Annotated in this window: 18 protein-coding genes; 8 read left to right on the forward strand and 10 right to left on the reverse strand. The window is 68.4% G+C overall.

Annotated features, from left to right (window positions below; all coding sequences use genetic code 11):
* Positions 1-30 precede the first annotated feature (30 nt).
* The 3 genes from AAD027_RS02830 to AAD027_RS02840 all read right to left on the reverse strand — a co-directional run bounded on the left by AAD027_RS02830 (position 31) and on the right by AAD027_RS02840 (position 4,608).
* Positions 31-1,047 carry a 3-oxoacyl-ACP synthase III gene (locus AAD027_RS02830; protein WP_341724485.1) on the reverse strand — a complete coding sequence of 339 codons (1,017 nt, stop codon included), beginning with the start codon at positions 1,045-1,047 and terminating at the stop codon, positions 31-33.
* Between the two features lie 133 nt (positions 1,048-1,180).
* Positions 1,181-1,498 carry a DUF4156 domain-containing protein gene (locus AAD027_RS02835; protein WP_341724486.1) on the reverse strand — a complete coding sequence of 106 codons (318 nt, stop codon included), beginning with the start codon at positions 1,496-1,498 and terminating at the stop codon, positions 1,181-1,183.
* Positions 1,499-1,743: 245 nt separating this feature from the next.
* Positions 1,744-4,608 (reverse strand): M16 family metallopeptidase, encoded by a 2,865-nt coding sequence (locus AAD027_RS02840; RefSeq protein WP_341724487.1) that lies wholly within the window; start codon positions 4,606-4,608, stop codon positions 1,744-1,746.
* Positions 4,609-4,765: 157 nt separating this feature from the next.
* On the opposite strand from AAD027_RS02840, the gene AAD027_RS02845 reads away from it, so the two are divergent.
* The 3 genes from AAD027_RS02845 (at position 4,766) to trmL (ending at position 6,832) form a co-directional block, all read left to right on the forward strand.
* On the forward strand, positions 4,766-5,470 hold the full coding sequence (locus tag AAD027_RS02845; RefSeq protein WP_341724488.1) for an SDR family oxidoreductase: 705 nt from the start codon (positions 4,766-4,768) through the stop codon (positions 5,468-5,470).
* Positions 5,471-5,873: 403 nt separating this feature from the next.
* A complete protein-coding gene (locus AAD027_RS02850; protein WP_341724489.1) occupies positions 5,874-6,245 on the forward strand; it encodes a hypothetical protein in 372 nt (123 codons plus the stop codon).
* Between the two features lie 107 nt (positions 6,246-6,352).
* Entirely contained in the window at positions 6,353-6,832 is a 480-nt protein-coding gene (trmL, locus tag AAD027_RS02855; RefSeq protein ID WP_341724490.1) for a tRNA (uridine(34)/cytosine(34)/5-carboxymethylaminomethyluridine(34)-2'-O)-methyltransferase TrmL, read from the forward strand.
* A 179-nt stretch (positions 6,833-7,011) separates the two neighbouring features.
* On the opposite strand, the gene AAD027_RS02860 is transcribed toward trmL, so the two are convergent.
* From AAD027_RS02860 to AAD027_RS02885, 6 genes are all read right to left on the reverse strand, one after another.
* Positions 7,012-8,283 (reverse strand): NAD(P)/FAD-dependent oxidoreductase, encoded by a 1,272-nt coding sequence (locus tag AAD027_RS02860; protein WP_341724491.1) that lies wholly within the window; start codon positions 8,281-8,283, stop codon positions 7,012-7,014.
* Positions 8,280-8,993 carry a M15 family metallopeptidase gene (locus AAD027_RS02865; RefSeq protein WP_425605369.1) on the reverse strand — a complete coding sequence of 238 codons (714 nt, stop codon included), beginning with the start codon at positions 8,991-8,993 and terminating at the stop codon, positions 8,280-8,282. The genes AAD027_RS02860 and AAD027_RS02865 overlap by 4 nt, the downstream gene beginning before the upstream one ends.
* Entirely contained in the window at positions 8,993-11,026 is a 2,034-nt protein-coding gene (locus AAD027_RS02870) for a hypothetical protein (RefSeq protein WP_341724492.1), read from the reverse strand. The genes AAD027_RS02865 and AAD027_RS02870 overlap by 1 nt, the downstream gene beginning before the upstream one ends.
* Before the next feature lie 197 nt (positions 11,027-11,223).
* The gene (locus AAD027_RS02875; protein ID WP_425605370.1) at positions 11,224-12,039 is read right to left on the reverse strand and encodes an N-acetylmuramoyl-L-alanine amidase; all 816 of its coding nucleotides are present in this window, start codon (positions 12,037-12,039) and stop codon (positions 11,224-11,226) included.
* A 56-nt stretch (positions 12,040-12,095) separates the two neighbouring features.
* A complete protein-coding gene (locus AAD027_RS02880) occupies positions 12,096-13,649 on the reverse strand; it encodes a serine hydrolase (protein WP_341724493.1) in 1,554 nt (517 codons plus the stop codon).
* 113 nt (positions 13,650-13,762) lie between these two features.
* Complete coding sequence (locus tag AAD027_RS02885) at positions 13,763-16,651, reverse strand: TonB-dependent receptor plug domain-containing protein (RefSeq protein WP_341724494.1); 2,889 nt, start codon at positions 16,649-16,651, stop codon at positions 13,763-13,765.
* 494 nt (positions 16,652-17,145) lie between these two features.
* Between AAD027_RS02885 and AAD027_RS02890 the strand changes: the two genes are divergently transcribed.
* From AAD027_RS02890 to AAD027_RS02910, 5 genes are read left to right on the forward strand one after another with little or no spacing between them, the layout of a single operon-like run.
* Positions 17,146-18,570 carry an SH3 domain-containing protein gene (locus AAD027_RS02890; protein ID WP_425605371.1) on the forward strand — a complete coding sequence of 475 codons (1,425 nt, stop codon included), beginning with the start codon at positions 17,146-17,148 and terminating at the stop codon, positions 18,568-18,570.
* Positions 18,571-18,578: 8 nt separating this feature from the next.
* Positions 18,579-19,676, forward strand: coding sequence for a dipeptide epimerase (locus AAD027_RS02895; RefSeq protein WP_341724495.1), 1,098 nt, complete (start codon positions 18,579-18,581; stop codon positions 19,674-19,676).
* 15 nt (positions 19,677-19,691) lie between these two features.
* Positions 19,692-20,546: a MurR/RpiR family transcriptional regulator gene (locus tag AAD027_RS02900; RefSeq protein WP_341724496.1), complete on the forward strand. Its 855-nt coding sequence runs from the start codon at positions 19,692-19,694 to the stop codon at positions 20,544-20,546.
* A gap of 18 nt (positions 20,547-20,564) precedes the next feature.
* Positions 20,565-21,377: a L,D-transpeptidase family protein gene (locus AAD027_RS02905; protein WP_425605372.1), complete on the forward strand. Its 813-nt coding sequence runs from the start codon at positions 20,565-20,567 to the stop codon at positions 21,375-21,377.
* Between the two features lie 5 nt (positions 21,378-21,382).
* The gene (locus AAD027_RS02910) at positions 21,383-22,678 is read left to right on the forward strand and encodes an APC family permease (RefSeq protein WP_425605384.1); all 1,296 of its coding nucleotides are present in this window, start codon (positions 21,383-21,385) and stop codon (positions 22,676-22,678) included.
* Positions 22,679-22,874: 196 nt separating this feature from the next.
* On the opposite strand, the gene AAD027_RS02915 is transcribed toward AAD027_RS02910, so the two are convergent.
* Positions 22,875-25,445 (reverse strand): glycoside hydrolase family 3 protein, encoded by a 2,571-nt coding sequence (locus AAD027_RS02915; protein ID WP_341724499.1) that lies wholly within the window; start codon positions 25,443-25,445, stop codon positions 22,875-22,877.
* Positions 25,446-25,474: the final 29 nt, after the last annotated feature.

A 25,474-nucleotide genomic window follows, 5' to 3' on the forward strand; every position in this document is an offset into this window, starting at 1 on the left:
TTGATAGTTAATCTCAATATATATTGAGACTTACCAGACCACTTCCGCCATCGAGCAGTTCAGCCCGGAGCCGATGCCCAGCAGGGCGATGCGGTCGCCTTTCTTCAGGCGGCCCAGCTCCTTCAGCTTGCTCAGCACGATCGGCACGCTGGCCGGACCGATGTTGCCGTGTTCGCTGAAGATGGTCATGACCTTCTGCGGGTCGATGCCGAAGGCCTTGATGAAGGCCTGGGTGTGCGGGCGGCTGACCTGGTGGATGACGAACTGGTCCAGTTCGTCCACCGCCCAGCCCAGCGCGATCTTGGCGGCGGCGAAGGTCTTGTTGGCCAGCTTCATGCCCTCGATCAGCAGCATGCGGGTGTCGGTGACCATGCGGTCCAGGTTGCCGCGGCACAGCTTGTTCCACTCGGTCGCCGAGCGGGTCACGCCGCCCTTGTAGCGCGGGGCGTCCGGGGTCAGGTCGACCCGCGACAGCACCATCGCGGCGGCGCCGCAGCCCAGGGTCAGCGCGGCCAGTTCGTCGCGGAACTGCTGTTCGGTGATGTCCGGGGCGTTCAGGCGCTCGATGGTCTTTTCGTAGACGAGGTTGGCGGTTTCGCCGTCCACCACCAGCGCATAGTCGATCTCGCCGCGCTCCAGCATGCGGGCGGCGATGTCCATGCCGTTGATGAAGGCCAGGCAGGCGTTGGCCACGTCGAAGGTCTGGCAGTGGTCGCTCACGCCCAGGTTGCCGCAGACGATGCTGGCGGTGGACGGCTCCAGGTAGTCGCGGCTGACCGAGGTGTTGACCACTAGGCCGATCTTGTCCGCGCCGATGCCGGCATCGATCAGCGCCTTCCTCGCGGCCAGCGTGGCGGCGTCGGAGGCCTGCACGTCGGCGTCCCACAGGCGGCGCTCGCGCACGCCGGCGACATCGTTCAGGACGTCCGTCTTGATCCCCAGCCGGTCCAGCGTGGGCTGCAGGCGGGTGTTGATTTCGTCGGAGGTCAGCGTGTGCGGCGCGTCGACGTGCGCCAGCCCCGCGATGGAGACGTTCTTGAAGAGCATCGAAGTTAGCGCCAAGGCTCAGGCGAAGGGGGCGACAAGGGTAACGGCTTCCGGTCTTCACCGCATCTTTATAAATAGGGCATCCCGGCCTGCCCTTCAGATTAAATGTGATTTACATCACATTTATGCCGCATCAGCGTCCGCAGCGGTAAGCCGCGAAGCGCTGCTCGCCATTGGCGGGGTCGCCCAGCGGCTGCAGGGTGTCGGCCTGCAGGCCGGGGGCCTCGTTGCGGGCCAGGGTTTCCAGTTCGTCCCGTACGCGCAGGGCATTGCGCTCGTAGAAGGCCACGCTGTCCTTCACCGTCACCGAGACCTCGCCACGCTTCTCGCACTGGGCGGGCGCCGGTCCGCCGGCGATGACGCGGACATCCTTCGCACTGGGGGCCAGATGCACCCAGGTACAGGCGGACAGCAGCAGGGTGGAAGCGGCGGCAAGCAGGACAAGTCGCATGGAGGCACCGGTTGGCGGAGGTGAGTGGGCATTCTGGCCCACGTTTCATGAATCGGATGGGGGATAGCATGTCAAAGGCGCATCGCCCCTGCCAGCAAGGCTTCGGCCGTGAACCGGGCGACTGCAAACGCTGGTCTTCGACGCCCCTCACCCGCCCCCACCTTCGCGGGGGCAGGCTCTTCGGCACCCTCTCCCCGCAAGCGGGGAGAAGGGTGGCAATTGGCAGGCACGGCGCGCAGGCTCACTTACTTCTTCGGCCTGCCGTCGGCGTCCAGCACCTGCACCTCGCCCAGTTGCAACGCGCGCACCGGCTGCTCGATCTTGGCCAGGTCGCCCACCACCACCCAGGTCAGCGACTGCGGTTGCAGGCGCCGGGCGGCGGCGGTCACGTCGGCCGGGCCGATGGCTTCGTTGCGGGCCTTGTACTGCAGGATGTAGTCGTCCGGGCGGCCGAAGCGCTGGTTGCTGGCGATCTGGCTCATCACCGCGCTGGCGGTCTCATAGGCGCCCGGCAGTTCCAGCGTGTTGGCGGCGCGGATCTTGGCGATCTCGTCGGCGCTCGCCGGCTTGGCGCCGGTCGCGAAGCCGGTGATCTCCAACTTCAGCTCCTTGATCGAATCGGCGGTCCTGTCGCTCTGCACCGCCGCCTGCGCGAACCACGGGCGCTGGCCCAGCACGTTGGTCGCGCCGCTGTAGGAGCCGTACGCCCAGTGCTTGTCCTCGCGCAGGTTCATGTTGAGGCGCGAGCTGAACTGCCCGCCCAGCACGCCGTTGGCGAAGTCGAAGTCGATGCTGCCGGCATCGCGCGTGGACGGCACCAGCTGGCCCACGTAGATGTTGGACTGGATGGCGCCGGGCTGGTCCACCAGGAACACGCGCGGCTGGGCCGGCAGCTTCACTTCGGTCACCGCCGGCACCGACGGCGCGTCGGCGGGCGACTTCCAGTCGCCGAAGCGCGCCTCAAGCAACGGCACGATCTGCGCCAGCGTGGTGTCGCCGACCACGATGAGGCGGGCTTTCTCCGGCTGCAGCCACTTGGCGTGGTAGTCGACCAGGTCGTCGCGGGTCAGCGAGGCGATGGATTCCTCGGTGCCGCTGCCGGTGAACGGGATGGCGTAGGCGTGGCCTTCGCCGTACAGCAGCGGCGGCATCACCCGCAGCGCGGCGGTCTGCGGGCGCGCCTTCTCCTGCTTGATGCCGGCGATCCAGGTGGCGCGCACGCGCTCGATCTCGGCGTCGTCGTAGGTCGGGCGGCGCAGCACGTCGGCGTACAGGTCCAGCGATTCGGCCAGCTTGTCGCTCAGCGCGGACAGGCTGACGGCCGCGTAGTCCAGGCCGGCACCGACGCCGATCTGCGCGCCCAGCGCCTCCTGGCGGGCGGCCAGTTCCAGCGCACTGTACTCGCCGGCGCCGTCATCGAGCATCTGCATGGCGAAGTTGGCGCGGCCCAGCTTGGCGCCGACGTCGCTGCTGTAGCCGCCGGGGAACTCCATGTTCATCTGCACCACCGGCGTCTCATGGCGCTCGGCCAGCACCACCTGCAGGCCGTTGGACAGGGTGGCGCGCTGCACGGCCGGGAACTTCAGGTCGGGGAAGGTGGTGGTCTTCGGCACGCCCTGGCTGCGGTCAACGTCGGTCCTGACCGTCCTGAACTTCGGATCGACCGGCGGGATGGCGGCCGGCGCGGTGGCCGGGGCCGCGTGCACGGTCTCCGGCAACGAGGAGGCCGGCGTTTCGCTGGGCTGCACGATCAGGGTGTGCGAACCCACGCCCAGCCATTTCTTCGCCGCGGCCCGGATGCTGGCCGGGGTGGCGCTGGCGATGTCGTCGAGTTCGTCCTGGTAGCAGTCCGGCCTGCCCTGGTAGACCGCGCACGAGGCCAGCACGTCGGACTTGCCGCCGAAGCCGCCGATGCGCTCGATGCCGCGCACGAAGCCGGCGCGGGCCACGGTGCGGGCCTGCTCCACTTCCTGCGCGGTCGGGCCCTCGGCGATCAGGCGCTGGATCTCCTCGTCGAGGATCTTCTCCACCTGAGCCGGGTCCACGCCTTCCTTCACCGTGGCGGTGACGAAGAAGGTGCCGCTGATCTCGCTGCTCCAGCTGTACGCGCTGACCTGGTCGGCCAGCTTGTCGCCATGCACCAGCCGGCTGTCCAGGCGCGAGGACGCGCTGCCGCCCAGCACCTGCGCGTACAGGTCCAGCAACGTGGCGTCCTTGCTGCCCAGTTCCGCCACCGGCCAGGCGCGGTAGATGCGCACCTGCGGCACGCGGTCGGGCACGGTTTCGCGGGTGTCCTGCGCGCGTCTGGGGATGTTGGTCTTCATGTCGGCCAGCGTGGCGCTGGCCGGGATGTCGCCGAAGTAGCGGGTGACCTTCTCCCTGGCGGTGGCCGCGTCGATGTCGCCGGCCAGCACCAGCACGGCGTTGTTGGGGCCGTACCAGCTCTTGAACCAGGTCTTCACGTCGTCCAGCGTGGCCGCGTCCAGGTCGGCCATCGAACCGATGGTCTGCCAGCTGTAGGGATGGCCCGCCGGGTACAGGGCCTCGAAGATCCTGGCGGTGATGCGGCGGCCGTAAGGCTGGTTCTCGCCCTGGCGCTTCTCGTTCTGCACCACGCCGCGCTGCTCGTCCAGCGCCTTCTGGTCGATCGCGCCCAGCAGGTGGCCCATGCGGTCCGACTCCATCCACAGCGCCATGTCCAGCGCGGTGGTCGGCACGTTCTGGAAGTAGTTGGTGCGGTCCTGGTTGGTGGTGCCGTTCTGGTCGGTGGCGCCGACCAGCTCGAACGGCGCGAAGAACTCGCCGTCGTGGTTCTCCGAACCCTGGAACATCAGGTGCTCGAACAGGTGCGCGAAGCCGGTGCGCCCCGGGGTCTCGTTCTTGCTGCCCACGTGGTACCAGACGTTCACCGCCACGATCGGCGCCTTGCGGTCGGTGTGCACGATCACCCGCAGGCCGTTGGGCAGGGTGAATTCCTCGTAGGGGATGACGATGTCCGCACCGGCGGCGGGTTTGGCCAGCAATGGCGCCGGCGAATACGCCAGCCCCCCCAGGGCGGCGGACAGGGCGACGGCAAGCAGGGCGGCGCGGGGCCGGCGGGAAACGATCATCGGATACTCCTTGTATGTAGGTGGTGCAGCCTGGAGAACCCCCCGATGCTAACCGGGGCAAACGGTCATTACACTAGGCCAACAGGCACGGCCGCCTCCTCGGGCGCCCGGCCCGCACGGCCCCCACCACGTTGTCCCGCCACAGCAGGGAGGCACCATGGACCGGAAGCATTGCCTGATCACCGGAGCCAACCGCGGCCTGGGGCTGGAATTCGCCCGCCAGTTGCTGGCGCGCCGCTGCCACGTGGTCGCCACCTGCCGGCAGCCCGGCAAGGCCACCGCCCTGAACACCCTGGCCGGCGAGTACCCCGGCCGCCTGCACGTGCTGCCGCTGGATGTGGCCGACGCCCGCAGCCGTGCCGAACTGGTCCGCGAACTGCCGCTGGTCACCGACGGCGAACCCCTGCACCTGCTGGTCAACAACGCCGGCGTGCTGCGTGGCGGCGAACGCTTCGGCCAGGTCGCGGCCGCCGACCTGGACGCCAGCTTCCACACCAACGCGGCCGGTCCGTTCCTGCTGGTGCAGGCCATCGCCGCGCAGATCGCCGACGGCGGCACCGTCGCCAACATTTCCTCCGAAGTGGGCTCGATCGCCCTGCGGCAGGAATTCCGCACGCCCAGCTACGCCATCGGCAAGGCGGCGCAGAACATGGCCACCTCGCTGCTGTCGCAGGCACTGGCGCCGCGCGGGATCGCCGTGGTGGCGCTGCATCCCGGCTGGGTACAGACCGACATGGGCGGGGCGAATGCGGCGTTGACCGTGCAGGATGCGGTGGCCGGCCTGCTGCAGGTCATCGGCCAGCTGAAGCCCGAGGACTCGGGGCGCTTCCTGGACTGGCAGGGACAGGCATTGCCCTGGTGAATCATGAACGGCAACCCCGGCGCAAGGCCGCGATTGCAACCGTTGCCGGTTAAACGACATCCAAACCAGCAAGCCCGGCACTGACCGGGGCCGGATCGAAGCGGCGTGTTGGTAGTCACAAATGCGGCCCTGAGGCGTCTTGTCACCTGTAGGACGGACAACCCGGGCGGACACGCGCAACGGACACCGGACACGGCAATAGCAACATTTTTATCAATTGGATCAATAACTTGAATTTGGCACGGTTCCTGCTTTACCCATAACAAGCAAACAGTCGTTCCGCACCAATCCTGACTGAACCCTGAATAAAATCACCGAAACGAAAGGTTTCGCTTGACCGATCTGTCTAGGTGTACTACTTTACTACCACACCACCCAACAACATCACTACAGAGGCATGACAATGAACGCCAAGAACCTGCTCCCGCTGACCGCCGCCGCCGTGTTCGCCCTGTGCGCCGGTTCCATGGTCATCTCCGCCACCCACGCCGACAACAACCACGGCGCCGCCGAGCGCATCGTCACCCTGCCGACCGTGTCGGTCACGCCGGACCCGGCCGACCTGGCCCACTACAACACGTACAAGGACGCCAAGATCGTCGACCTGGCCACCGTCTCGGTGACCCCGGCCGCGGAAGACGTGGCGTACTACGTCGCCAACCAGGCGGTGCGCATCGTCGACATGCCGGTCGTCACCGTGCGTCCGTCGGCCGACGACATGCAGCAGATCGCCGTCCAGGCGGGCGTGCTGGCCAGCCAGCTGGCTTCGCGTTGATACGCAGGCAACACGTTCACCCCGCGTAACACGCAAGCCGGCTGCGGCCGGAGTTCCACCGCACCACCCGCCAAGCCGGTCACGCAGCGCCGCGTAGAATGCGCGCCATGACCGCCGCCCTGGACATCGACGTCCTGCTGTACCAGCCGGAAATTCCCCCGAATACCGGCAATGCCATCCGCCTTTGCGCGAACACCGGCGCGCGGCTGCACCTGATCGAGCCCCTCGGCTTCGACCTGGAAGACAAGCAGCTCCGCCGCGCCGGCCTGGATTACCACGAATACGCATCGCTGCAGGTCCATGCTTCGCTGGAAGCGGCCTTGGCGCACGTGCGGCCGGCCCGCCTGTTCGCGCTCAGCACGCGCGGCGCCCAGCGCTACGACCGGCCCCGCTACCAGCCCGGCGACGCCTTCCTGTTCGGCCCGGAAACCCGCGGCCTGCCGCAGGACGTGCTGGAGGCGCTGCCGCCGGCCCAGCGCCTGCGCCTGCCGATGCGCCCCGACAACCGCAGCCTCAACCTGTCCAACAGCATCGCCGTGGTGGTGTTCGAGGCGTGGCGTCAGGCCGGGTTTCCCGGCGGCGCCTGAGCATCCCCTGTAGGAGCGACGCCAGTCGCGACCGCGGACCGAAAGCCATTCCTACCTCGAACCCGGACGGATTGAGGCGGAGAAGGCGGACGCCTTTTCCATGGACCCCACTTTGATCCCAGATCCTCGATAGCCAATGTCTGCGGTCGCGACTGGCGTCGCTCCTACAAAGGATGCGCCTAAGGCTGCGTGAAGCGCGACAGCCGATACGGCGCCAGCGGGATGTCGGTGGCTTCGCCCGCCATCATCTGGTCGATCAGCCTGCCCGTCACCGGCCCCTGGGTCAGGCCGAGATGGCCGTGGCCCGTGGCCACGTAGATGTCCTGGTCCGGCACGCGGTCGATGATGGGCAGCGAATCCGGTGTGCACGGGCGCATGCCCGCCCATTCGGCCACCGGCTTGTCCGACAATGCGGGAAACAGCTTGTGCGCCTCCGGGTCCAGCCGGCGGATCAGGTGGTAGTGCGGGTCGCGGCCCAGCGCGGTCAGTTCCTTGATGCTGGTCATGCGGATGCCCGCCTGCATCGGCGACACCACCATGTAGCGCTCCGCCCACAGCGTGGGCCGCTTCACCAAGGCTTCGGCCTGCGGATACATCAGGTGGTAGCCGCGTGCCGGAATCACCGGCAGCTTCACCCCGAACGGCGCCAGCAGCCGGTTGCTCCATGCCCCGGCCGCCACCACCACGCGCCCGGCATGCACGGCACCGTGGTCGGTGGTGACCCGGTAGCCACCGCCCTCCCTGCGTATTTCCGACACGGTGGCGATCAGCGGCGCGGCGCCGCGCGCACTGAGATGGTTGAACAGGCGACGGCAGAAATCGCCCGGGTCGCGCATCGCCAGCGAATCGCGCTGGAACACCGCGCGCTGGAATCCCGCGCCGATGCCCGGCTCCAGTTCGCGCAACTGCTGCGCATCCAGCACGTCGAAGGCCACGCCGCGCCGGCGCATCAGCTGCCGCTCCCATTCGCCCCGGGCGAAGGTGGCTTCCTCGCTGTAGACGTGCAGGTAGCCGGTATGCGCGATCAGGTCGCCCGCGCCGATGCGCTCGCCGATGTCCAGCCATGCGCCCCGCGAGGCCGCATTGATGGCGCCCAGCGCGTCGACGATGGGCAGTACGCGCGCGTGGCGTCCCTGGCCGATGAACTGCAGCAGCCACCTGGCGTAGCCGGGGCTGACGCCCCAGTCCAGCTTCAGCGGCGCCAGCGGATTGGCCAGCATGCGCAATGCCTTCCATGCGATGCCCGGCGTGGACTGCGGCAGGACGTTGCCGACGGAGATCGAACCCGCGTTGCCGAACGACGTCTCGCCGGCCGGGCCCTTGGCGTCGATCAGCGTGCACGACAGGCCGCGGTCCAGCAGGTGGTGCGCGGCCGACAGGCCGACGATGCCGCTGCCGATCACCGCGACGTCGGTGACGCGCGGCGGCTTGGGGGGAAGGGGGGAGGTCATTCGATGGGAACGTCGTAGGCGGTGTGGGGATCGGGCTCCGGCTGCAGGGTGTAATGCCACCACTCCATCGGATAGTTGCGGAAGCCGTGCCGCGCCATCGCCCGCACCAGCGTCTGGCGATTGTCGCGCTGTTCGGCGCTGAGCTGCGGATGCGCGGTGTTGGCGCGCGGATCGAAGAAGTCGAACGGCGTGCCCATGTCCAGCTCGGCGCAGGCATCGCCGTCGCAACGGGCGAGCGTCGCGTCGAGCGTGGCGCCGCGGCTGTGCCCCGACGTCTCCGCGATGTAGCCATCGAGCAGTTGCGACTTGTCCAGCATCGGGTAGTACACCGGCTTGGTGCGCTGGTCGGCGGCGTCGCCGGCCCAGCGGACGAAGTGCTTCACCGCCCGCACCGGACGGTAGCAATCATGGATGACCAGCCGCAGGTTTTCGGCGCGCAGGTCCGCCGCCACGCCGGCGAGCGCTTCGGCCACTGGGCGCAACAGGTAGCATTTCGGCGCGTCGTAGCCATCCACCACTGCACCGATGAAGTTGCGTTCGCCGGCGTAGCGGATGTCCAGCGTGGCATCGGGAATCCATCCGGCCACATCGACCAGATCGGTCTGCGCGAACGTCCGCGCGGGCGACACCTGCACCGGCGGCGCGGCCTGCGCCAACACGGCGGCCAGCATGCCCATGACCGCCAGGCACGTCCCCGCGGCACGCGCCATCAGTCCCGGTACTCCCGCAGGTAGCCGTTCAGGCCCTGCCGGTCCAGGATCGCGGCGGCGTCCGGCCACGACAGCGGATATTGCCGCGCCAGTCCTTCCAGGATGGCCACCACCGACAGCTCCACTTCGGCGGCCTGCGCCGTACCGCCCAGTTCGCCGCGCTGGCCGATCGCCTCGAACAGCACGGCGTTGGCCTCGGCATAGCTCAGCGGTTCGGTCGGACCGTGCCGCTCGCGCCATGCCGCGCCGGCCAGCACGGCGTTGACGTGCGACTGGACCAGGTAGGTCGCGCGGCCGACCAGCTTGAGGTTGCCCGGCTGCACGGCGGTCATGGTGTTGCCGACCACGCGCCCGAGCTTGGCCATCACCCCGCTCGAATGCGCGTTGAGCAGCATCTTCAACGCGATCGTCCGGTTGAGCCCCAGCGGATCGCGCCACGGCACCGTCACCGCGACCAGCGGCACCGGTCGCGGCAACGCCGACAACGTTCCCAGCACCGGCGACGGAAGCGGTCCGTTGCCGACCGAGAACACCACCAGCTCCGCGCCCGCCGCGGCGTAGGCCTCCAGCCAGGCGACCTGCAGCGGCGACAGTTCGTCCTCGCCGCACAGCACCAGCACGCCCAGGTCGCCCGCCTGCGGACCATTGAGGGCCAGATTGCGTGGCGAAACCGCCAGGTCGTAGAGCCCCTGCTGGTCCGAGCCCGCCTGTTCCAGGCTGCGCAGGGCGGTCGCCCGCAGGTAGGGATCGTCGATCGACCGTTCGAAGGCATCGCGGTAGCGCTGCGGCTCCAGCCCGCGGAAGGGGCGCTGCAGCAAGGCCTGCCACGCATCGGCCGGGTCCTCGGTCGGTGTCCAGACCTGTATCCACGAACGCCGCTGCGGCGCATCGGTCCGGTCCAGCGGCGCCAGGCGGAAGGTCGGTGCGCGCTCGGTCACGTCGACGAATACCGGCATCAACGCCTGTCGCGCCAGGTAGGTGGCGTGCCGGCCACCCGCATAGGCACGCGCTTCGTGGTCGGTCCAGGTCGCCAGGCGCTGCACGGCGGCGGCGGCCTGGCGCTGGATCGGCGCGAAATCGCGCAGCCGCGATTCCAGCGTGGCCGACGCGGAAAACCCCAGCGCCTGCATGTCGGCCGGAGAAAGGTGTTCGCCCAGCAACCGGCCGATGGCATCTTCCAGCACGACGCCCAGCACGTACAGGCTGGTGGTGGTGGCCTGCATGCGGGTGGAGCCGGCGATGGCCTGCGGGCCGGTGGGCAGCGCGAGTTTCTGGATGCGCGGATCCTGCAGCACGCGCCGGCTGCGATCGAACGGCAGCAGCAGATCATCGGGATTGTTGTAGACGAACCACACGCGATCGCCGCCGGCCGACTGCGCGGCGGCGGCCAGTGCGGTGCCGATCACCGCCGATGTCTCGCCGCCCTCGGTCACCGCGAACACGACGTCCTGCGGCCCGATCCCGTTGTCCTGCAACTGCAGTTCGCCGATCAGCGGCAGGTCCTCGAAGCCTTCCAGCGAACTGATCAGCGCGCGGTCGCCGCCGGTGATCTCGCCGCGCACGCGCTCGCCGATGTCCGGCAGGCCGCGCGCGATGCGCGGCCAGGCCGGCGACTGCGCCGCCCGCGTCCAGAACGGACGCCACAGTCCGCTCTCCAGCGTCTCCGCCAGGCGGCCGGTCGAGCCGGTGCCGTAGAAATAGATGCGATGGCCGTCGCGCAGCGCAGCCTGGACGGCCTGCGACGCCTTCCGCAGCTGGGCCATGCGCGCGGGATCGCCGGCCACCTCATCCAGCGTCCGCGCGACGTCCTCGTCCACCGACAGCAGCGCGGCCAGTCCAGCGGCGGTGTCCGCGCCGATGGCTTCGCTCAGGTCGCGCGTGCGTGGATGCCGCTGCTCGGTCAGCAGCGAATGCAGCTGGAACTGCTGCCGGTTCTCCACGAAATCGCGCGATTGCGGCGACGCCTCCACGCCCAGCCGCGAAGCCGCGAACGTGGGCAGGCTGATGGAAACAAGGCACAGGGAGAGCAGCATGGTGAGGATTGTCGGCTTGGACATGTAGTCGGCGTCATCTCGCGGTGGTGGGGCATCCCGGTGGCACGGAACCGGACGGCCGCCGCGCCTGGGCTTGCCATCGGCGCTGGCGGGGGGAATGGACATACGGCGGGAAAGGATCCGCATCCGAACCGGGACGATGGACGTTCGAAGCGAGCATGGGCTTCCGGCCTTCCTCAAAGTGCGTCTGATTCGGCCGGGACATCGACAGGATCGGTAGCGGTGGCGGAAGGCGTCGCCGGCGGCTGCGTCAGCGCGTACAGGATGCGCAGGTCCTCTTCATCCAGCTCGGTTCCCTCGCTGCCGCGAAAGCGGTGGCGGAAGGCGCGCACGGTGGCGGCGCGGTCGTCCAGCGCATACCCCATCAATCGCAGCGCCACCCACGGATCGAAACCGGGTGGCGCCGGCGGCGCATCCGCCGCCGGCCACACGCCGAACCCCGCCTCGGCCAGCCGCTTCCACGGGAACAGTGGGCCCGGATCGACCTTGCGTACCGGCGCGACATCCGAATGGCCGACGATCTGCCTGCGCGGAATGCGCAGCCGCGTGCACAGGTCCTCCAGCAGCACCAGCAGGCTGTCGATCTGCGCTTCGGCGAACGGACTCTTGCCGTCGTTGTCCAGCTCGATGCCGATCGAGGCGGAATTGATGTCGGTGATGGTGCCCCAGCGCCCGGCGCCGCCGTGCCAGGCGCGGCGCTCGTCGCTGACCAACTGGAAGCGCTTGCCGTCGGCGCCGATCAGGTAGTGGGCGCTGACCGGGCCGCCGCTGTTGCGCGTGCGCAGCGTGTCCAGGCTCTGCTGCACCGAATGCTGGTCGGTGAAGTGGATCACGATCAGCACCGGGCGGCGCAGGTCCTGGTTCGGCGACGGCACCCATTCGGCCAGCGGGTTGCGCGACGGCGCGTGCGCGCACGCCGTCAGCAACAGGGCCAGCAGCATCGGCGACCATCGCAGCCGATGCAGCGGAAAGCGGGACAGGCGACGGAGCATGGCGATTCCTCGGAACGGAGTGTCAGGGCGCGACGGGTGCATCGACAGGGACAGGTTCATCGGCTGTTCGACTCCGCGCAGGGAGCGACCCAGACGAAATCCAGGTCGGCGAAGTCGTAGCTGAAGTCCGCCGCGGGATCGACGTGGGACAGCTTCAGCGTCCCACGCCCGCCATCGCCCGCCTCGAAGATCAGCCACGGCTCGGCATCGACGCTGGCATCGTCCCAGTCCACCAGCCAGCGCCCGCCTGCCTGCATGACCGTGCCGGCCAGCATGGGCGAGCGGGCCGCATTGAAACGCACCCGCTTGCCTTCGCTGCATATCGCCACGTCGCCGAACCAGGGATCGCGATACCGGCCCAGCATCCTGTTCAACGCGGAGGCCCTGGCTGGCGTGCGCGCACGCGTGTCGACGACACTGGCGGCGGACGCGCGCTCCTTGCCGCGTTCCGCTTCCAGCAGGTCGGCGTAATGCGCCACCGAGGTCGTCTTGGCCGGTGCGGTGAAGTGATCGGTCAGCACCTGGCCCAGCACGGTCCGCGCCGCCTCGCCTTCGCCATTGATCAGGATCACGATGCCGGTGCGCTGGTCCGGCAACAGGATGACGGAGGAATACATGCCCGCCAGCGTGCCGGTGTGCGCGACCTTCCATGCGCCATTCGCATCGGACAGGCGCCAGCCATAGCCATAGGCGGAGTAATGGGTGTCGTCCCATTGCCGCATGCGCGCGCTGACCGGCATGGGCATCTGCGGCGTCCACACCGCCTTGCGCTGCGCGGGCGACAGCCATGCCGGCGTCGCATCGGGCGACAACCACATGCCGACCCAGGCGAGCATGTCGTTGAGGCTGCAGCGGATGCCGCCGGCCGCCATCGAAGGCATGTCGGGCACCACCTCGCCATCGGCGCGGATCACGCGGTTGCCTTGCGGCGTACGCATGTGCGGCTGCGCCACGTTGCCGACTTCCGCGCGGTTCCACTCGCCGACCTGGCACCGCGCCAGGCCCAGCGGCCGGAACAGCTCGCGCTTCACCAGTTCCTCGTAGGGCGCCCCGCCGGCCACCGCCGCCACTTCGCCGGCCACCACGTACAGCAGGTTGTCGTAGCTGTAATGCGAACGGAAGCTGTGCGTGGGCTTCAGGTGCGCCAACCCTGCGATGATGTCGGCACGGGTGAACCGGTTGGGCTCCGGCCACAGCATCAGGTCGCCCGCGCCCAGGCCCAGGCCGCTGTTGTGGATCAGCAGGTCGCGGACCTGCATGTTCCGCGTGACCCACGGATCGTGCATGCGGAACTGCGGCAGGTATTTCGTGACCGGATCGTCCCAGTCCAGCTTGCCGGCATCCACCAGGCGCGCCAGCACGCCCGTCGTCATCGCCTTGCTGTTGGACGCGATCTTGAACAGCGTGTCGGCATCGACGGGCTGGCCACCGCCGGCCTCGATTTCGCCCAGCGTCCTCGTGTAGACGATCTCGCCGTCCTCGATGATGCCGACGGCGAGCCCGGGCAAGCGGTAGCGATCGAAAGCCTGCTCGACCGCCGTGTCGAACGCCACCGGCGCGGCATGGGCGGGTGGCACGAGCAGCACGAGGGAAACCAGCAAGCGTCTCATCGGATCGATTCGATAGTTGAGCGGATCATCCGCGGGATTCCGCAACGTCCCTGGAAACGCCGCCGCCCATCAGGCGGCGGCGGTGCCCGCGCCGGGCCATGCGACCCTTCGCATCAATCGAACCTGTACTCGACCAGCAGGCTGAAGGAACGCCCGCGAGGATCGGCCACGCGCGGCTCCCAGGCGGCGCCCGACGCGAAGTCGTTCTGGTGCGCGGTGAACGGCGGGTCGGTATTCAACAGGTTGCGGACGACGAAGGTGAATCTCGCGTTCTCCAGGCCCGTCCAGGCCAGGCTGTAGTTGTAGGTGATGTAATCGTCGACATCCGGATCCCAGTCCTCCGGGATGAAACTGCCGTTGGCGACGCTGACCGGCCTTTCGTCCTTGTAGCCGGAACGATAGATCTGCGTGAGCGTATGCGACCAGTCGCCCTTGGCCCAGCCGAAGCCCAGCGTGTGCTTCCATCTCAATGGCAGGCTGTAGTAGCGGATGTACTCGCCGACCTGGTTGCTGCCGTACGGCGTGGACTCCAGGGCTTTCTCCTGGAAGTTGTCGATGTAGCTGCCGTTGAGGTTGACCCGCCACTGGCCGCCGGCGAGGTCGCCGGTGAGGTTGGCGTCGAGTTCGATGCCGCTGATCAGGGTGCCGCCCGAGTTGATGAAGCGCCGGTCGATGGCGACCACTTCGCCGCCGGTACCGCGGATCCAGTTGTCGACGAACAGGTCGTAGTTGTTGATCAACGTCTGCTGGTTGGGCACGCGGATCGTATTGATGCGCTCGATTTCCCACCAGTCCAAGCTGACGTTGAAGTTGCCGGTGGGCGCGAACACCACACCGAAGCTCTTCTGCTTGGCCTCCTCCGGCCTCAGGTCGGACTTGCCTCCAGTCAGGATGTTCGGCTGGATCGCCTCGCAGCCGGGAACCGCCGGATTGGCCACGCCGCCGGGACAGGTGCCCGGGTCGGCCAGGTCGAAGCCGGTGTACGGGCTCTCGGTGACGCCGCTGAACAGCTTGGTGAACTCGGGCACCTTGAAGCCGGTGCTGTACGCGCCGCGGAAGGCCAGCGCATCGATCGGCTGCCACTTGAACGAATACTTCGGATTGGTGGTGGCGCCGAAACCGTCGTAGTCGTCGCGACGCACGGCCACGCTCACTTCCAGGCTGTCCAGTACCGGCAGGTACACCTCCGCGTACACCGCCTTCACGTCCCGCTGGACCTTGGGCATGTTGTTGGTCGCATCGAAGGGCGCGCCGAAGATGTAGCTGTTGTCGAGGGTGATGCCTTCCTTCACCGAACCGAACTCGAACTCCTCGCGGCGCAGGTCGATGCCCGTCGCCGCCTGCACTTCGCCGCCCCACAGGTTGAAGCCGAGGCCGCCGGAGAAACTGGCATCCAGCGTGGTGACGGTCGATTCGCCGCCATAGAGCCTCACTCCGGCCGCCGACGCGGCCTGCAGCATGGCCACGCCTTCCGCGCTTTGCGCCTGTCCGGGCATCAGGAAGGGATTGAGGAATCCGCTGCCCAGCGCCGCCTTGAACCCGGGCGTGAAGTAGTAGCCGCTGCCGAGGACGGATTCGGATTCGCTGGAGGCGCGCGACAGGCCGATGTCGTAGTCCCAACTGCCGATGTTGCCCTCGAAGCCGGCCAGCAGGCGGTAGGCCTTGGTCGTGGTCTTGATCTGGCGCGGGCCGCAGACCTCGCAGCGCCAGCGATAGGCGATCCGGTTCTCATACACGAGATTGTCCGTGCCGAAGTAGCCGGCCAACGCGTCGTAGATCATGTTGTAGGTATCGCGCGTGTAGTCGTTCAACGGATACCAGGTGTCCGGACCGAGCGTGGTGGGACTGTCCGTCGCGCTGGAAGTGATCTGCTGCGCCTCGAACTGCCGGTTGGACTCCACGCGCGACCCCATCGCCTCGGCATAGAAGCGATGGTTGTCGTTGATCTTGAACGTGGCGCGGCCGAGGGCCTGCAGGCTTTCCTGCGGCTGCTGCATGACCTGGGCAGCCGGGTAATCCCAGGCGCAGGCGTACCTGGAGTTGGCCACGCCCCACAGTTGATAGGCATAGGGCCCCATCATGTCGCCGCCGGCTTCGCATCCCGGCCCACCCGGCAGGTTGAGGGTGTTGACCAGGGCCTGGTTGACGCCCCCGGCCGGATCGACAAGCGTCCCGTTGATCAGACCGCCGGCGATGTTGGCCACCGTGGCGAACGGCGTCCCGCGCGTGTCGGGCGACAGGCCGCGATTGGGCTGGAACGTGTTGGAGAAGTCCCGGTCGGTGCCGCGCAGTATCTCGTTCTCCCTGAAGTTGAGCGTGCCCCACACGTTCCAGCCGTCGGTATCGATGTCGCCGGTGCCGCCCAGCACGCTGTAGGTGTAGACGTCGCCTCCGCCCTCCTGGGTCACGTCGAAGCCGGCGGTGACCGTGATGCCCTGATAGTCGTTGCGGGTGATGAAGTTGATCACGCCGCCGATGGCGTCGGTGCCGTATACGGCCGATGCGCCGTCGCGCAGCACTTCGACGCGGTCGATCGCGGCGAACGGAATGGAGTTCAAGTCCACCGCCTGGCCGCGAAGGCCGTGGGTGGCGACCCGGCGGCCGTTGAGCAGCACCAGCGTGGCATCGGCGCCCTGGCCGCGCAGGTTGGCGCCCGACACGCCGTTGTTGCCGCGCAGGTCGGCCGGGGCTATGCCCGCGTTCGAGGCCAGGTTGTCCGACCCGTTGCTGGCGATGTTGAGGAACTGCAACAGTTGCTCGGCCGACGTGATGCCCTGCGCCTCGATTTCGGTTTTGTGGACGATGGTGATCGGCAGCGCCGCCTCCACGTCGGTGCGCTTGATGCGCGAACCGGTGACGGTGACCTTGTCCATGTCCTTCGCGGCGCTGGGCGCGGAAGAATCCGGCGTGGTCTGGGCGACGGCGATGGCGGGCATGCACAGCGATGCCACCAACGCCATGGCGAGGCGATGGCGCTTGGGAAGCGGGGCTCGTACGGACATGGGTCTCTCTCTCCTGGACCGATGGTTGGATACGTTGAACATCTGAAGAACCGCAACCCGCAGCCCGCTTGATCTCCCGACTTCCCCTGGATCCGCTTGTGCGTCCGTGCCGGTTGCGTACGACTGGCCGGCGCCGCCTCCCTTCAGGCATCCGGCCGCGCGGGGGTATCGATGGCCCCCGCGGTATTGCCACACTCCGTGCCCCTGACACCGCCGGGCCGGGAACGACGGAATGCGCCGGGCCGGATGAGGCACCGTCACCTTCCATCTGCTTGCCGGATTCCCGCCGGAGATCGACCCCGGAGCACGGAAGACATCCCCCTGCACGACACGCCCCTACAAGACACGTCCCCTGCAGCACGCCATAAGTGTTGTCATATGGACGCAATGCCGATGTAGCACGGACCGGGACCTTCGTCAATAATTTATTCTTGCAATTTCTCACCTGAGGAATAACTATTCTGGGAAGGCACCACGAGTCGGGAGACAAGGGAATGGGGGAGACGGCGGAGAGCAGGTCCGCGGGACGTTGGCGCCTGTCCGCCGCCCTGTGGCTGGCCACGGCCTTCGTGTCCTCCGCCATGGCCGCGGCGCCGGCGCCGATGCCTGGCGCGCTCGCCGTGCCGGGCATCGAGGAGGTACATCTGCAGGCAGAGCACTGGATATCGCGATTGCAGGCACCGGACCGGGTGATCCTCGACCGTGCCGGCATCGACGCGCAGAACGCCCGGATGCAGGCGCTCGATCCCACCCTGCACGATCTGGAGACGTTGCCTGCGCGGCTGCCCGCCGCGCAGGTGCGCGACGCGATCGGCAAACTGTCCGCGCCGCCGGCCCGCACCCTGTACGACGCGCAGGGTCGCGAACTCACCGGTACGCAGCTGGCCGCCTTCGCCGACAACCTCGCGCTGGACGCGATCCCCGACATGCGGCCACTGGAATACGGGCTGGTCACCCGGCGCGCCGACCTGCGCGCCTTTCCCACCACCGAGCGCGTGTTCAGCAGCGTCGGCGACACCGACATCGACCGGTTCCAGGAATCGGCGCTGTTCCCCGGCGATGCGGTCGCGGTGATGCACCGGAGCCGCGACGGGCAATGGCTGTTCGTGGCCAGCCAGCGCTACCTGGCCTGGATCGAGAAGCGCTTCGTCGCCGTTGGCGACGCCGGGCAGGTGTTCGGCTACGCGCGAAGGATGCCGTACCGGATCGTGACCGGCGCCACCGTGTCCACCGCCTACACGCCGGAACAACCGCAGGTCTCGCGGCTGCAACTGGACATGGGCGTGCGCGTGCCGGTGCTGGCCGACTGGCCCGCGGACACGCCGGTCAACGGCCAGCACCCGTACACGTCGCACGTGATCGAACTGCCGATCCGCGACGACGACGGCCGCCTGCGGCTGGTGCCCGCGCTGCTGCCCAGGAACGCCGACACCCGCGCCGACTACCTGCCGCTGACCGCGCGCAACCTGCTCCTGCAAAGCTTCAAGTTCCTCGGCGAGCGTTACGGCTGGGGCCACGCCTACGATGCGCGCGACTGCAGCGGGTTCGTCTCCGAGGTGTACCGCAGCTTCGGCGTGCTGCTGCCGCGCAACACCAGCGCGCAGGCGGTCAGTCCCGCGCTGGACCGGGTGCCGTTGACCGGCACGGACGGCGAACGCAAGCGCCGGCGAGCCATCGCGCAACTGCAGGTCGGCGACCTGATCTACATCCCCGGCCACGTGATGATGGCGATCGGCCGCGAGAACGGCCTGACCTACGTGATCCACGACACCGCCGGCGGCAGCTGGCGCGACGGCGACGGCCAACGGGTGCAGGCCCGGCTCAACGGCGTCGCGGTCACTCCGCTCGAACCGCTGCTGGCCGGCGATGCCGCCAGCTACATCGACCGCATCACCAGCATCCAGAGAATCCGTCCCTAAGGACCTCCATGAAGATCACCGACATCCGGTTCGGCATGCTGCGCGTGCCGCTGAAGACGCCGTTCAAGACCGCGCTGCGCACCGTGGACACGGTGGAGGACATCGTGGTGATCGTGCACACCGACAGCGGGCACGTCGGCTACGGCGAAGCGCCGGCCACCGCCGTGATCACCGGAGACACGCACGGCTCCATCATCGAGGCCATCGGCAAGTTCATCCGCCCGCGCCTGGTCGGGCAGGACATCGCCGACCTCAACCACATCACCCAGCTCGTCCAGACGTCGCTGGAACGCAACTTCAGCGCCAAGGCCGCGGTGGAGATCGCCGTCTACGACCTGTTCGGCCAGCTCTACAACGCCCCGCTGTACAAGATGCTGGGCGGCGGCGACCCGGTCATCACCACCGACATCACCATCAGCGTGGACTACATCGACAAGATGGTGGCCGACTCGATCAGCGCGGTGGAGCGCGGCTTCGAGTCGCTGAAGATCAAGGTGGGCAAGGACATCGGCCTGGACATCGAACGGGTCAAGGCGATCTATTCGGCGGTGGAAGGCAAGGCCTTGCTGCGGCTGGACGCCAACCAGGGCTGGACCGCCAAGCAGGCGGTGTTCGCCATGCAGCACCTGGAGGACGCCGGCGTGGTGCTCGAACTGCTGGAGCAGCCGGTCAGGGCGCGCGACATCGACGGCCTGAAGTACGTCACCGACCGCGTGCACACGCCGGTGATGGCCGACGAGAGCGTGTTCGGCCCCATCGAGGTCATCGACCTGATCAAGATGCGCGCGGCCGACATCATCAACATCAAGCTGATGAAGACCGGCGGCATCTCCAACGCCATCCGCATCGCCGACATCGCCGCGCTGTACGGCGTGGACTGCATGATCGGCTGCATGATCGAGACCAGCATCAGCGTGGCCGCGGCCGTGCACGTGGCGGTGGCCAAGGCCGACGTGATCACCAAGGTGGACCTGGACGGGCCGTCGCTGTGCCAGTTCAACCCGGTCGAGGGCGGGGTGATCTTCGACGAATCGGAGATCTCCATCACCGACGCGCCCGGCCTGGGCATCCGCGAGATCCGCGGGCTGGAAATGATCCCCGGCTGAGGTAGAGTCGCCACGATGCCGCCCCTGGTGAAAATCCGATCCGAGCGCGACCAGATGTCGGCCATCGAGCGCCGCATCACCGATTTCATCCTCGAGAACGCCCACCTGCTGCGCGACTATTCCTCGCAGCAACTGGCCAATGCGCTGGGCATCAGCCAGTCCAGCGTGGTCAAGTTCGCGCAGAAGTTCGGCTTCAAGGGCTATCCCGACCTGAAGTACTCCGTCGGCGAGGCGGTGGCGCGCAACGGCAACGGCCAGCCGCTGCCGCCGCTGGACGCGCCGGCGGATGCGGGCGATGCCTACACGCGGCTGCAGGAAGGCCTGCGGCGCAGCAAGGCCGCCGCCGAGGAGGAGACCCGCTCGCTCAACCCCCGCGGGCACGTCGAGCCCATCGTGGACATGATCGACCGGGCCGACAAGGTGTTCGTCTGCGGCCTGGGCGACGACGGCCTGTTCGCGCGCGAGTTCGCCATGCGGCTGTCGCTGCTGGGCGTACTGACCGTGCACCACGCCGATCCCATCCTGATGATGGCCAACCTCGCCGCCGCGCGTCCGGGCGACGTGCTGCTGATGTTCTCAGAGTTCGGCAAGCTGCCGCAGCTCTCACAGATCAGCCGCCAGTTCCAGGCCTGCGAGGGCAAGGTCATCTCGATCACGCGGCACACCGCCAACCCGCTGCGCGCGCACGCCGACGCGGCGCTGGTGATCTCCGCGCACGACCCGGCACCGCACGTGGAACAGCTGCTGTACCGTTCCTCGCTGCAATCGCTGCTCGATTTCCTGTTCGTACTGCTGTGCCAGGCCAACCCGGCCCGGCACCAGCAACTCAACATCAACCTCGAACGCATCCAGCACCTGCTGGACAGCTGACCCGGAACGGAACCGCAGATGACGCCGACAGCCCCGCATGCACCGCCCCATCGCTGGCACGCCCTGTTGGCAAGCCTGCTTTTGCCGTTCTGCGCGGCTGCCGTGCACGCCGAGCCGCCATCCGCGGCGACGCACGGCGCAAGGCAACTGGTGGTGGTCACCACCGCCGACTGGGATGCCGACCAGGGCATCCTGCGCCGTTTCGAACGCGATGCCGGGGAATCGCCCTGGCGCGAAGTCGGCGCCTTCGCGGTCGGCATCGGCCGCAACGGCAGCGCCTGGGGCGACGGCCTGCATGCGCGCGACGAACAGGGCGACGGTCCCGAAAAGCGGGAGGGCGACGGCCGCAGTCCGGCGGGCGTGTTCGACCTGGGCATCGCCTTCGGGTACGCGCCTGCCGCCGATACGGAACTGCACCTGCCGTACCGGCAGATGGACGCCGGCGACTACTGCATCGACGTGCCCGATTCGCCGCTCTACAACCGCATCGTCGATGCGCGCGAGGTGGGCGCCGACGCGGTGAAGGATTCCACCGAGCCCATGCGGCTGGACCTGCACAACGAGGGCGATCCGCGCTACCGGCTGGGCTTCGTGGTCGAGCACAACCCGGCGAACATGCCGCGCCGCGGCAGCTGCATCTTCGCGCATCTCTGGCGCCGGCCGGGCGAGGCCACCGCCGGCTGCACCGCCATGGCCGAAGGCGACATGCGCGCATTGCTGGCATGGCTGGATCCAACGGCGCGCCCGCGCTTCGTATTGTTGCCCGAGGCCGAGTACGACCGGCACCAGCCTGGCTGGCAGCTGCCGCCGCGTGGGGAGATCGCACGATGAACGACGTGAATACGCCCGGTGGGGATGCAGGTTCCGCCCAGTTCGTCCGCGCCGTGAGCCGCTGGCAGATCGTCGGACTCTCCATCAACGACGTGATCGGCAGCGGCATCTACCTGCTGCCGGCCGCGACGGCGTTGCTGCTCGGCCCCGCCAGCCTGTGGGCGGTGCTGCTGGCCGGGCTGGCGGTGGCGCTGCTGGTGCTGTGCTACGCGCAGGCCGCCAGTTACTTCGATCAGCCCGGCGGAAGCTACCTGTATGCGCGCGAGGCGTTCGGGCCCTTCGTCGGCTTCGAGATCGGCTGGATGGTGTGGCTGACCCGCATCGCGTCCGCCGCCGCGCTGAGCAACGGCCTGGCCGACGCGGTGGCCCGCTTCTGGCCGGCCGCGGCCGATGGCGCGGGGCGGCTGGCGATCATCGTCGGCTCGCTGGGGCTGCTGACGCTGGTCAATGTCATCGGCATCAAATCGGCCGCGCGTACCGGCGTGGCGCTGGTGATCGGCAAGCTGGTGCCGCTGCTGCTGTTCATCGCCATCGGCGCGTTCTACATCGACCCGGCGGCGCTGGCGGCGGGCGAGGCGCCGCGCATGGACAAGCTGGGCGAAGCGGCGCTGCTGCTGTTGTTCGCCTATGCCGGTTTCGAGAACATCCCGGCCGCCGCCGGCGAGTTCAAGAACCCGCGCCGCGACGTGCCGTTCGCGCTGCTGACGATGATCGCCACCGTCACGCTGGTGTACGCGGCGGTGCAACTGGTCGCGCAGGGCACCCTGCCCGGGCTGGCGCAGTCGGCGACGCCGCTGGCCGATGCCGCCTCGCGCTTCAGCGGCGAGACGCTGGCGTTGATCCTGACCGTGGGCGCCACGATCTCCATCCTGGGCACCAACAGCAACACCATGCTGTTCGGTCCGCGCGTGCTGTATTCGCTGGCGCAGGACGGCTTCGGCCCACGCGTGCTGGCGCGCATCCATCCGCGCTTCCACACGCCGGCCTGGGCCATCGTCACCCAGGGCGCCCTGGCGTTGGCGCTGGCCTTGTCGGGCTCGTTCGTGCAGCTGGCGATGCTGTCGGTGGTCGCGCGACTGTGCGCCTACGTCGCCACCACGCTGGCGGTGCTGGTGCTGCGCAAGCGCCATGGCCACCGCGAGGAAGCGTTGAAACTGCCGGGCGGCCCCTTGATCCCGCTGGGCGCGCTGGTCATCTCGCTGGGCCTGCTGGCCAGCGCCACGCTCGGCAACCTGATCGCGGCGGCATGCGCGTTGCTGCTGGGGGCGGTGATCTACCTGTTGCGGCGGCGCGACGCCTGATACTGGATGCCCAGGATGGCGATGCCGCTTTCCGGGGCGGCGTCCCGTCGCACTACCGCATGGTCTTCCACCGGCAGGGGCAACCCGCATGAAGGGATTGCCCCTGCCGCAACAATTCGCGTAGCCGCGGCAGGCAGCCAGGCTGCGGACGCGAGACCACAACAGGGGAAGTGGAAGTCTCTTCCCCCGGAACCGCTCAGCGCGTGCAGGGCAGCATGTGCTGGGCCTCGTTCAACGCGCCCAGCGCCACGCGCGAAACGGACAGCTGCAGCTCGCCCGCCGTGCGCAGTTGCAGCACCGAATCCAGCTTGCCGGTGTCGGCACCGGCGGTGGCCAGGCACTTCAGCGGTACGCCCAGCGTGGTCCACTGGTCGGCCGGCAGGCCGGCGAGCGCGTCGCGCAGCGGCAGGCTGGCGCGACAGCCGTCGCCGCAGCTTGCGCCCAGCGAGACTTCTTCCGTCGGGATCCGTTCGGGCCGCAGCGTCAGCACCAGCATCACGTCGCCGTTGGTTTCGCGCTGCAGGTCGATAGGCGAATGCGATTGCAGGACCACGCTGGCAGGACCGGCACCGGACCACGCGAAGCGGCGCGCATCTTCCTGCGCAAGATGATCGACGCCGGTGACGCGGAGAAGATCGCCCTCGAGCGCGCCCGGCAACGAGGTCACCGTCAGGCTCTGCCCCTGGTCTCCTTCCAGCCGCAGCGCCATGCCCGGCGCCAGATCGCCACGCGCATAGAACACGCCGCTGGCGCCCTGCTCGCCGGTGACGCCCGATTCTTCCGGCAGCGGCGCCAGGTCGCCGTTGTCGGCATAGGTCAGGCCGAAGCCGAACGCGAACAGCGGGTCGTAGCCTTCCTGCCCCACGTTGTTGGCGTACTGCGTGGCGGTGCGCGGCCAGCTGAAACTCAGCTTGCCGGTGAAGTCGTGCTGCACGCCGCCATCGGGCTTGCGCAGCAGCACGTCGGCGATGCCGCCGCCTTCCGAACCGGGCAGCCAGGCCGCCACGAACGCATCGGCGGCGTTGAGTTCGCGATTCACCCACAGCGGACGGCCGCTCAGGAACACCGCCACCACCGGAATACCGTCGGCCTTCAGCCGCCTGATCAGTTCCAGGTCGGTGTCGTTGCCCGGCTTGTACAGCAGGTTGGGAAGGTCGCCCTGGAACTCCGCATACGGGTCTTCGCCGAACACCACGATGGCCACGTCCGGCTTCTGCCTGTAATCGCCGTCGATGGCGAGGGCCGCTTCGCCACCGGCGGCCTTGGCCTGCCGGGCGATGCCTTCGAAGATCGAATCCGCATTCGGGAAATCGATGCGCCGGGTGCCCGTGCCCTGCCAGTTCAGCGTCCAGCCGCCGGCCTGCTTGCCGACATCGTGGGCGCCGTCGCCGGCCACCAGGATGCGCTGCCTGGGCTGCAACGGCAGCAGGCCGCCCTGGTTCTTCAGCAGCACCAGCGACTCGCGCACGGCCTGGCGCGCGACCGCGCGGTGTTCCTGCGCGCCGAGCAGCGCGAACTTGCCACCCACGGCGCGCTGCGAGGGCTTGCCGGCCTCGAACAGCCCCAGGCGGAACTTCACCCGCAGGATGCGGCGCACCGCATCGTCCAGGCGTTCCTGCGGAATCGTGCCGGCCTTCACCGCCGCCAGCGTGCTCTCGTAGAAGCCCTTCCAGCTGTCCGACGCCATCGCCATGTCCAGGCCGGCGTTGATCGTGGCCGGGCAGTCGGTGTTGGTGCAGCCCTCGACCTGTCCGTGACCGTTCCAGTCGCCGACGACGAAACCGCCGAAGTTCATGCGGCCCTTCAACGCATCGGCGAGCAGCGGCTTGTTGCCGTGCATCTTCACGCCGTTGACGCTGTTGAACGAAGCCATGACCGTCTGCGCGCCGGCCGCGATCGCCGGCGGATAACCGGCAGCGTGGATGCGGACCAGTTCGGCTTCGCCGATCCGCGTGTCGCCCTGGTCCTTGCCGTTGGTGGTGCCGCCGTCGCCGAGGAAATGCTTGACCGAAGCGGCCACGCGGCGACCATCGAGGAACTCCGGCGTGCCCGGCCTGCCCTGCAACCCCTCGACCATGGCGCCGGCGAAACTGGCGACGACCTCGGGCGATTCGGAATAGCCTTCGTAGCTGCGGCCCCAGCGGTCGTCCTGCGGCACCGCCACGGTCGGCGCGAACGCCCACTCCATGCCGGTGACGCGCGTCTCCAGCGCGGTGATCTCGCCGATGCGGCGCAGCAGGTCCGGGTTGCGGGTGGCGCCCAGGCCGATGTTGTGCGGGAACAGCGTGGCGCCGACGATATTGCTCTGCCCGTGCACGGCATCGATGCCGAACATGACCGGGATCGCCTTGCCGCCCTGCGAGGTGTCCATCGACGCCTCGTAGAACGCGTCGGCCAGCGCCAGCCATTCGGCCGGCGCGGCGTCGTAGCGGCCGCCGGGGTCCGAATTGCCGCCGGCCAGGATCGAACCCAGCCGATACTTGCGCACGTCGTCCGGGGTGATGCTGGCGATGTCGCCCTGCACCACCTGGCCCACCTTCTCTTCCATCGTCAGCGTGGCCAGCAGGGCGTCGATGCGCTGTTCCAGCGCCGCGTCTTCCGCCAGGGGCCACTTCACTTCGGGCCACGGCGAGGCGTTCGCGCCGGCCTGCGTGGACGCCGCATCCTGGTCCGCCTTGCCGTCGCCCTTGCAGGAAACCAGTGCGAGCAGCAGCGCCGCCAGCAGTACGCCGCCACCGACGCGCGTGAAATCACGTCCATTCGCCATGTTCGATCCTCCTCCGTTCCGGTTCCGTA

The sequence above is a fragment of the Pseudoxanthomonas putridarboris genome (assembly GCF_038321125.1).
Classification (GTDB): domain Bacteria; phylum Pseudomonadota; class Gammaproteobacteria; order Xanthomonadales; family Xanthomonadaceae; genus Pseudoxanthomonas_A; species Pseudoxanthomonas_A putridarboris.

Excerpts from the sequence above, each read along its gene's own strand:
- AAD027_RS02830 (WP_341724485.1), bottom strand. The coding sequence starts at position 1,047 with ATGCTCTTCAAGAACGTCTCCATCGCGGGGCTGGCGCACGTCGACGCG.
- AAD027_RS02835 (WP_341724486.1), bottom strand. The coding sequence starts at position 1,498 with ATGCGACTTGTCCTGCTTGCCGCCGCTTCCACCCTGCTGCTGTCCGCC.
- AAD027_RS02840 (WP_341724487.1), bottom strand. The coding sequence starts at position 4,608 with ATGATCGTTTCCCGCCGGCCCCGCGCCGCCCTGCTTGCCGTCGCCCTG.
- AAD027_RS02845 (WP_341724488.1), top strand. The coding sequence starts at position 4,766 with ATGGACCGGAAGCATTGCCTGATCACCGGAGCCAACCGCGGCCTGGGG.
- AAD027_RS02850 (WP_341724489.1), top strand. The coding sequence starts at position 5,874 with ATGAACGCCAAGAACCTGCTCCCGCTGACCGCCGCCGCCGTGTTCGCC.
- trmL (WP_341724490.1), top strand. The coding sequence starts at position 6,353 with ATGACCGCCGCCCTGGACATCGACGTCCTGCTGTACCAGCCGGAAATT.
- AAD027_RS02860 (WP_341724491.1), bottom strand. The coding sequence starts at position 8,283 with ATGACCTCCCCCCTTCCCCCCAAGCCGCCGCGCGTCACCGACGTCGCG.
- AAD027_RS02865 (WP_425605369.1), bottom strand. The coding sequence starts at position 8,993 with ATGGCGCGTGCCGCGGGGACGTGCCTGGCGGTCATGGGCATGCTGGCC.
- AAD027_RS02870 (WP_341724492.1), bottom strand. The coding sequence starts at position 11,026 with ATGCTGCTCTCCCTGTGCCTTGTTTCCATCAGCCTGCCCACGTTCGCG.
- AAD027_RS02875 (WP_425605370.1), bottom strand. The coding sequence starts at position 12,039 with ATGCTCCGTCGCCTGTCCCGCTTTCCGCTGCATCGGCTGCGATGGTCG.
- AAD027_RS02880 (WP_341724493.1), bottom strand. The coding sequence starts at position 13,649 with ATGAGACGCTTGCTGGTTTCCCTCGTGCTGCTCGTGCCACCCGCCCAT.
- AAD027_RS02885 (WP_341724494.1), bottom strand. The coding sequence starts at position 16,651 with ATGTCCGTACGAGCCCCGCTTCCCAAGCGCCATCGCCTCGCCATGGCG.
- AAD027_RS02890 (WP_425605371.1), top strand. The coding sequence starts at position 17,146 with ATGGGGGAGACGGCGGAGAGCAGGTCCGCGGGACGTTGGCGCCTGTCC.
- AAD027_RS02895 (WP_341724495.1), top strand. The coding sequence starts at position 18,579 with ATGAAGATCACCGACATCCGGTTCGGCATGCTGCGCGTGCCGCTGAAG.
- AAD027_RS02900 (WP_341724496.1), top strand. The coding sequence starts at position 19,692 with ATGCCGCCCCTGGTGAAAATCCGATCCGAGCGCGACCAGATGTCGGCC.
- AAD027_RS02905 (WP_425605372.1), top strand. The coding sequence starts at position 20,565 with ATGACGCCGACAGCCCCGCATGCACCGCCCCATCGCTGGCACGCCCTG.
- AAD027_RS02915 (WP_341724499.1), bottom strand. The coding sequence starts at position 25,445 with ATGGCGAATGGACGTGATTTCACGCGCGTCGGTGGCGGCGTACTGCTG.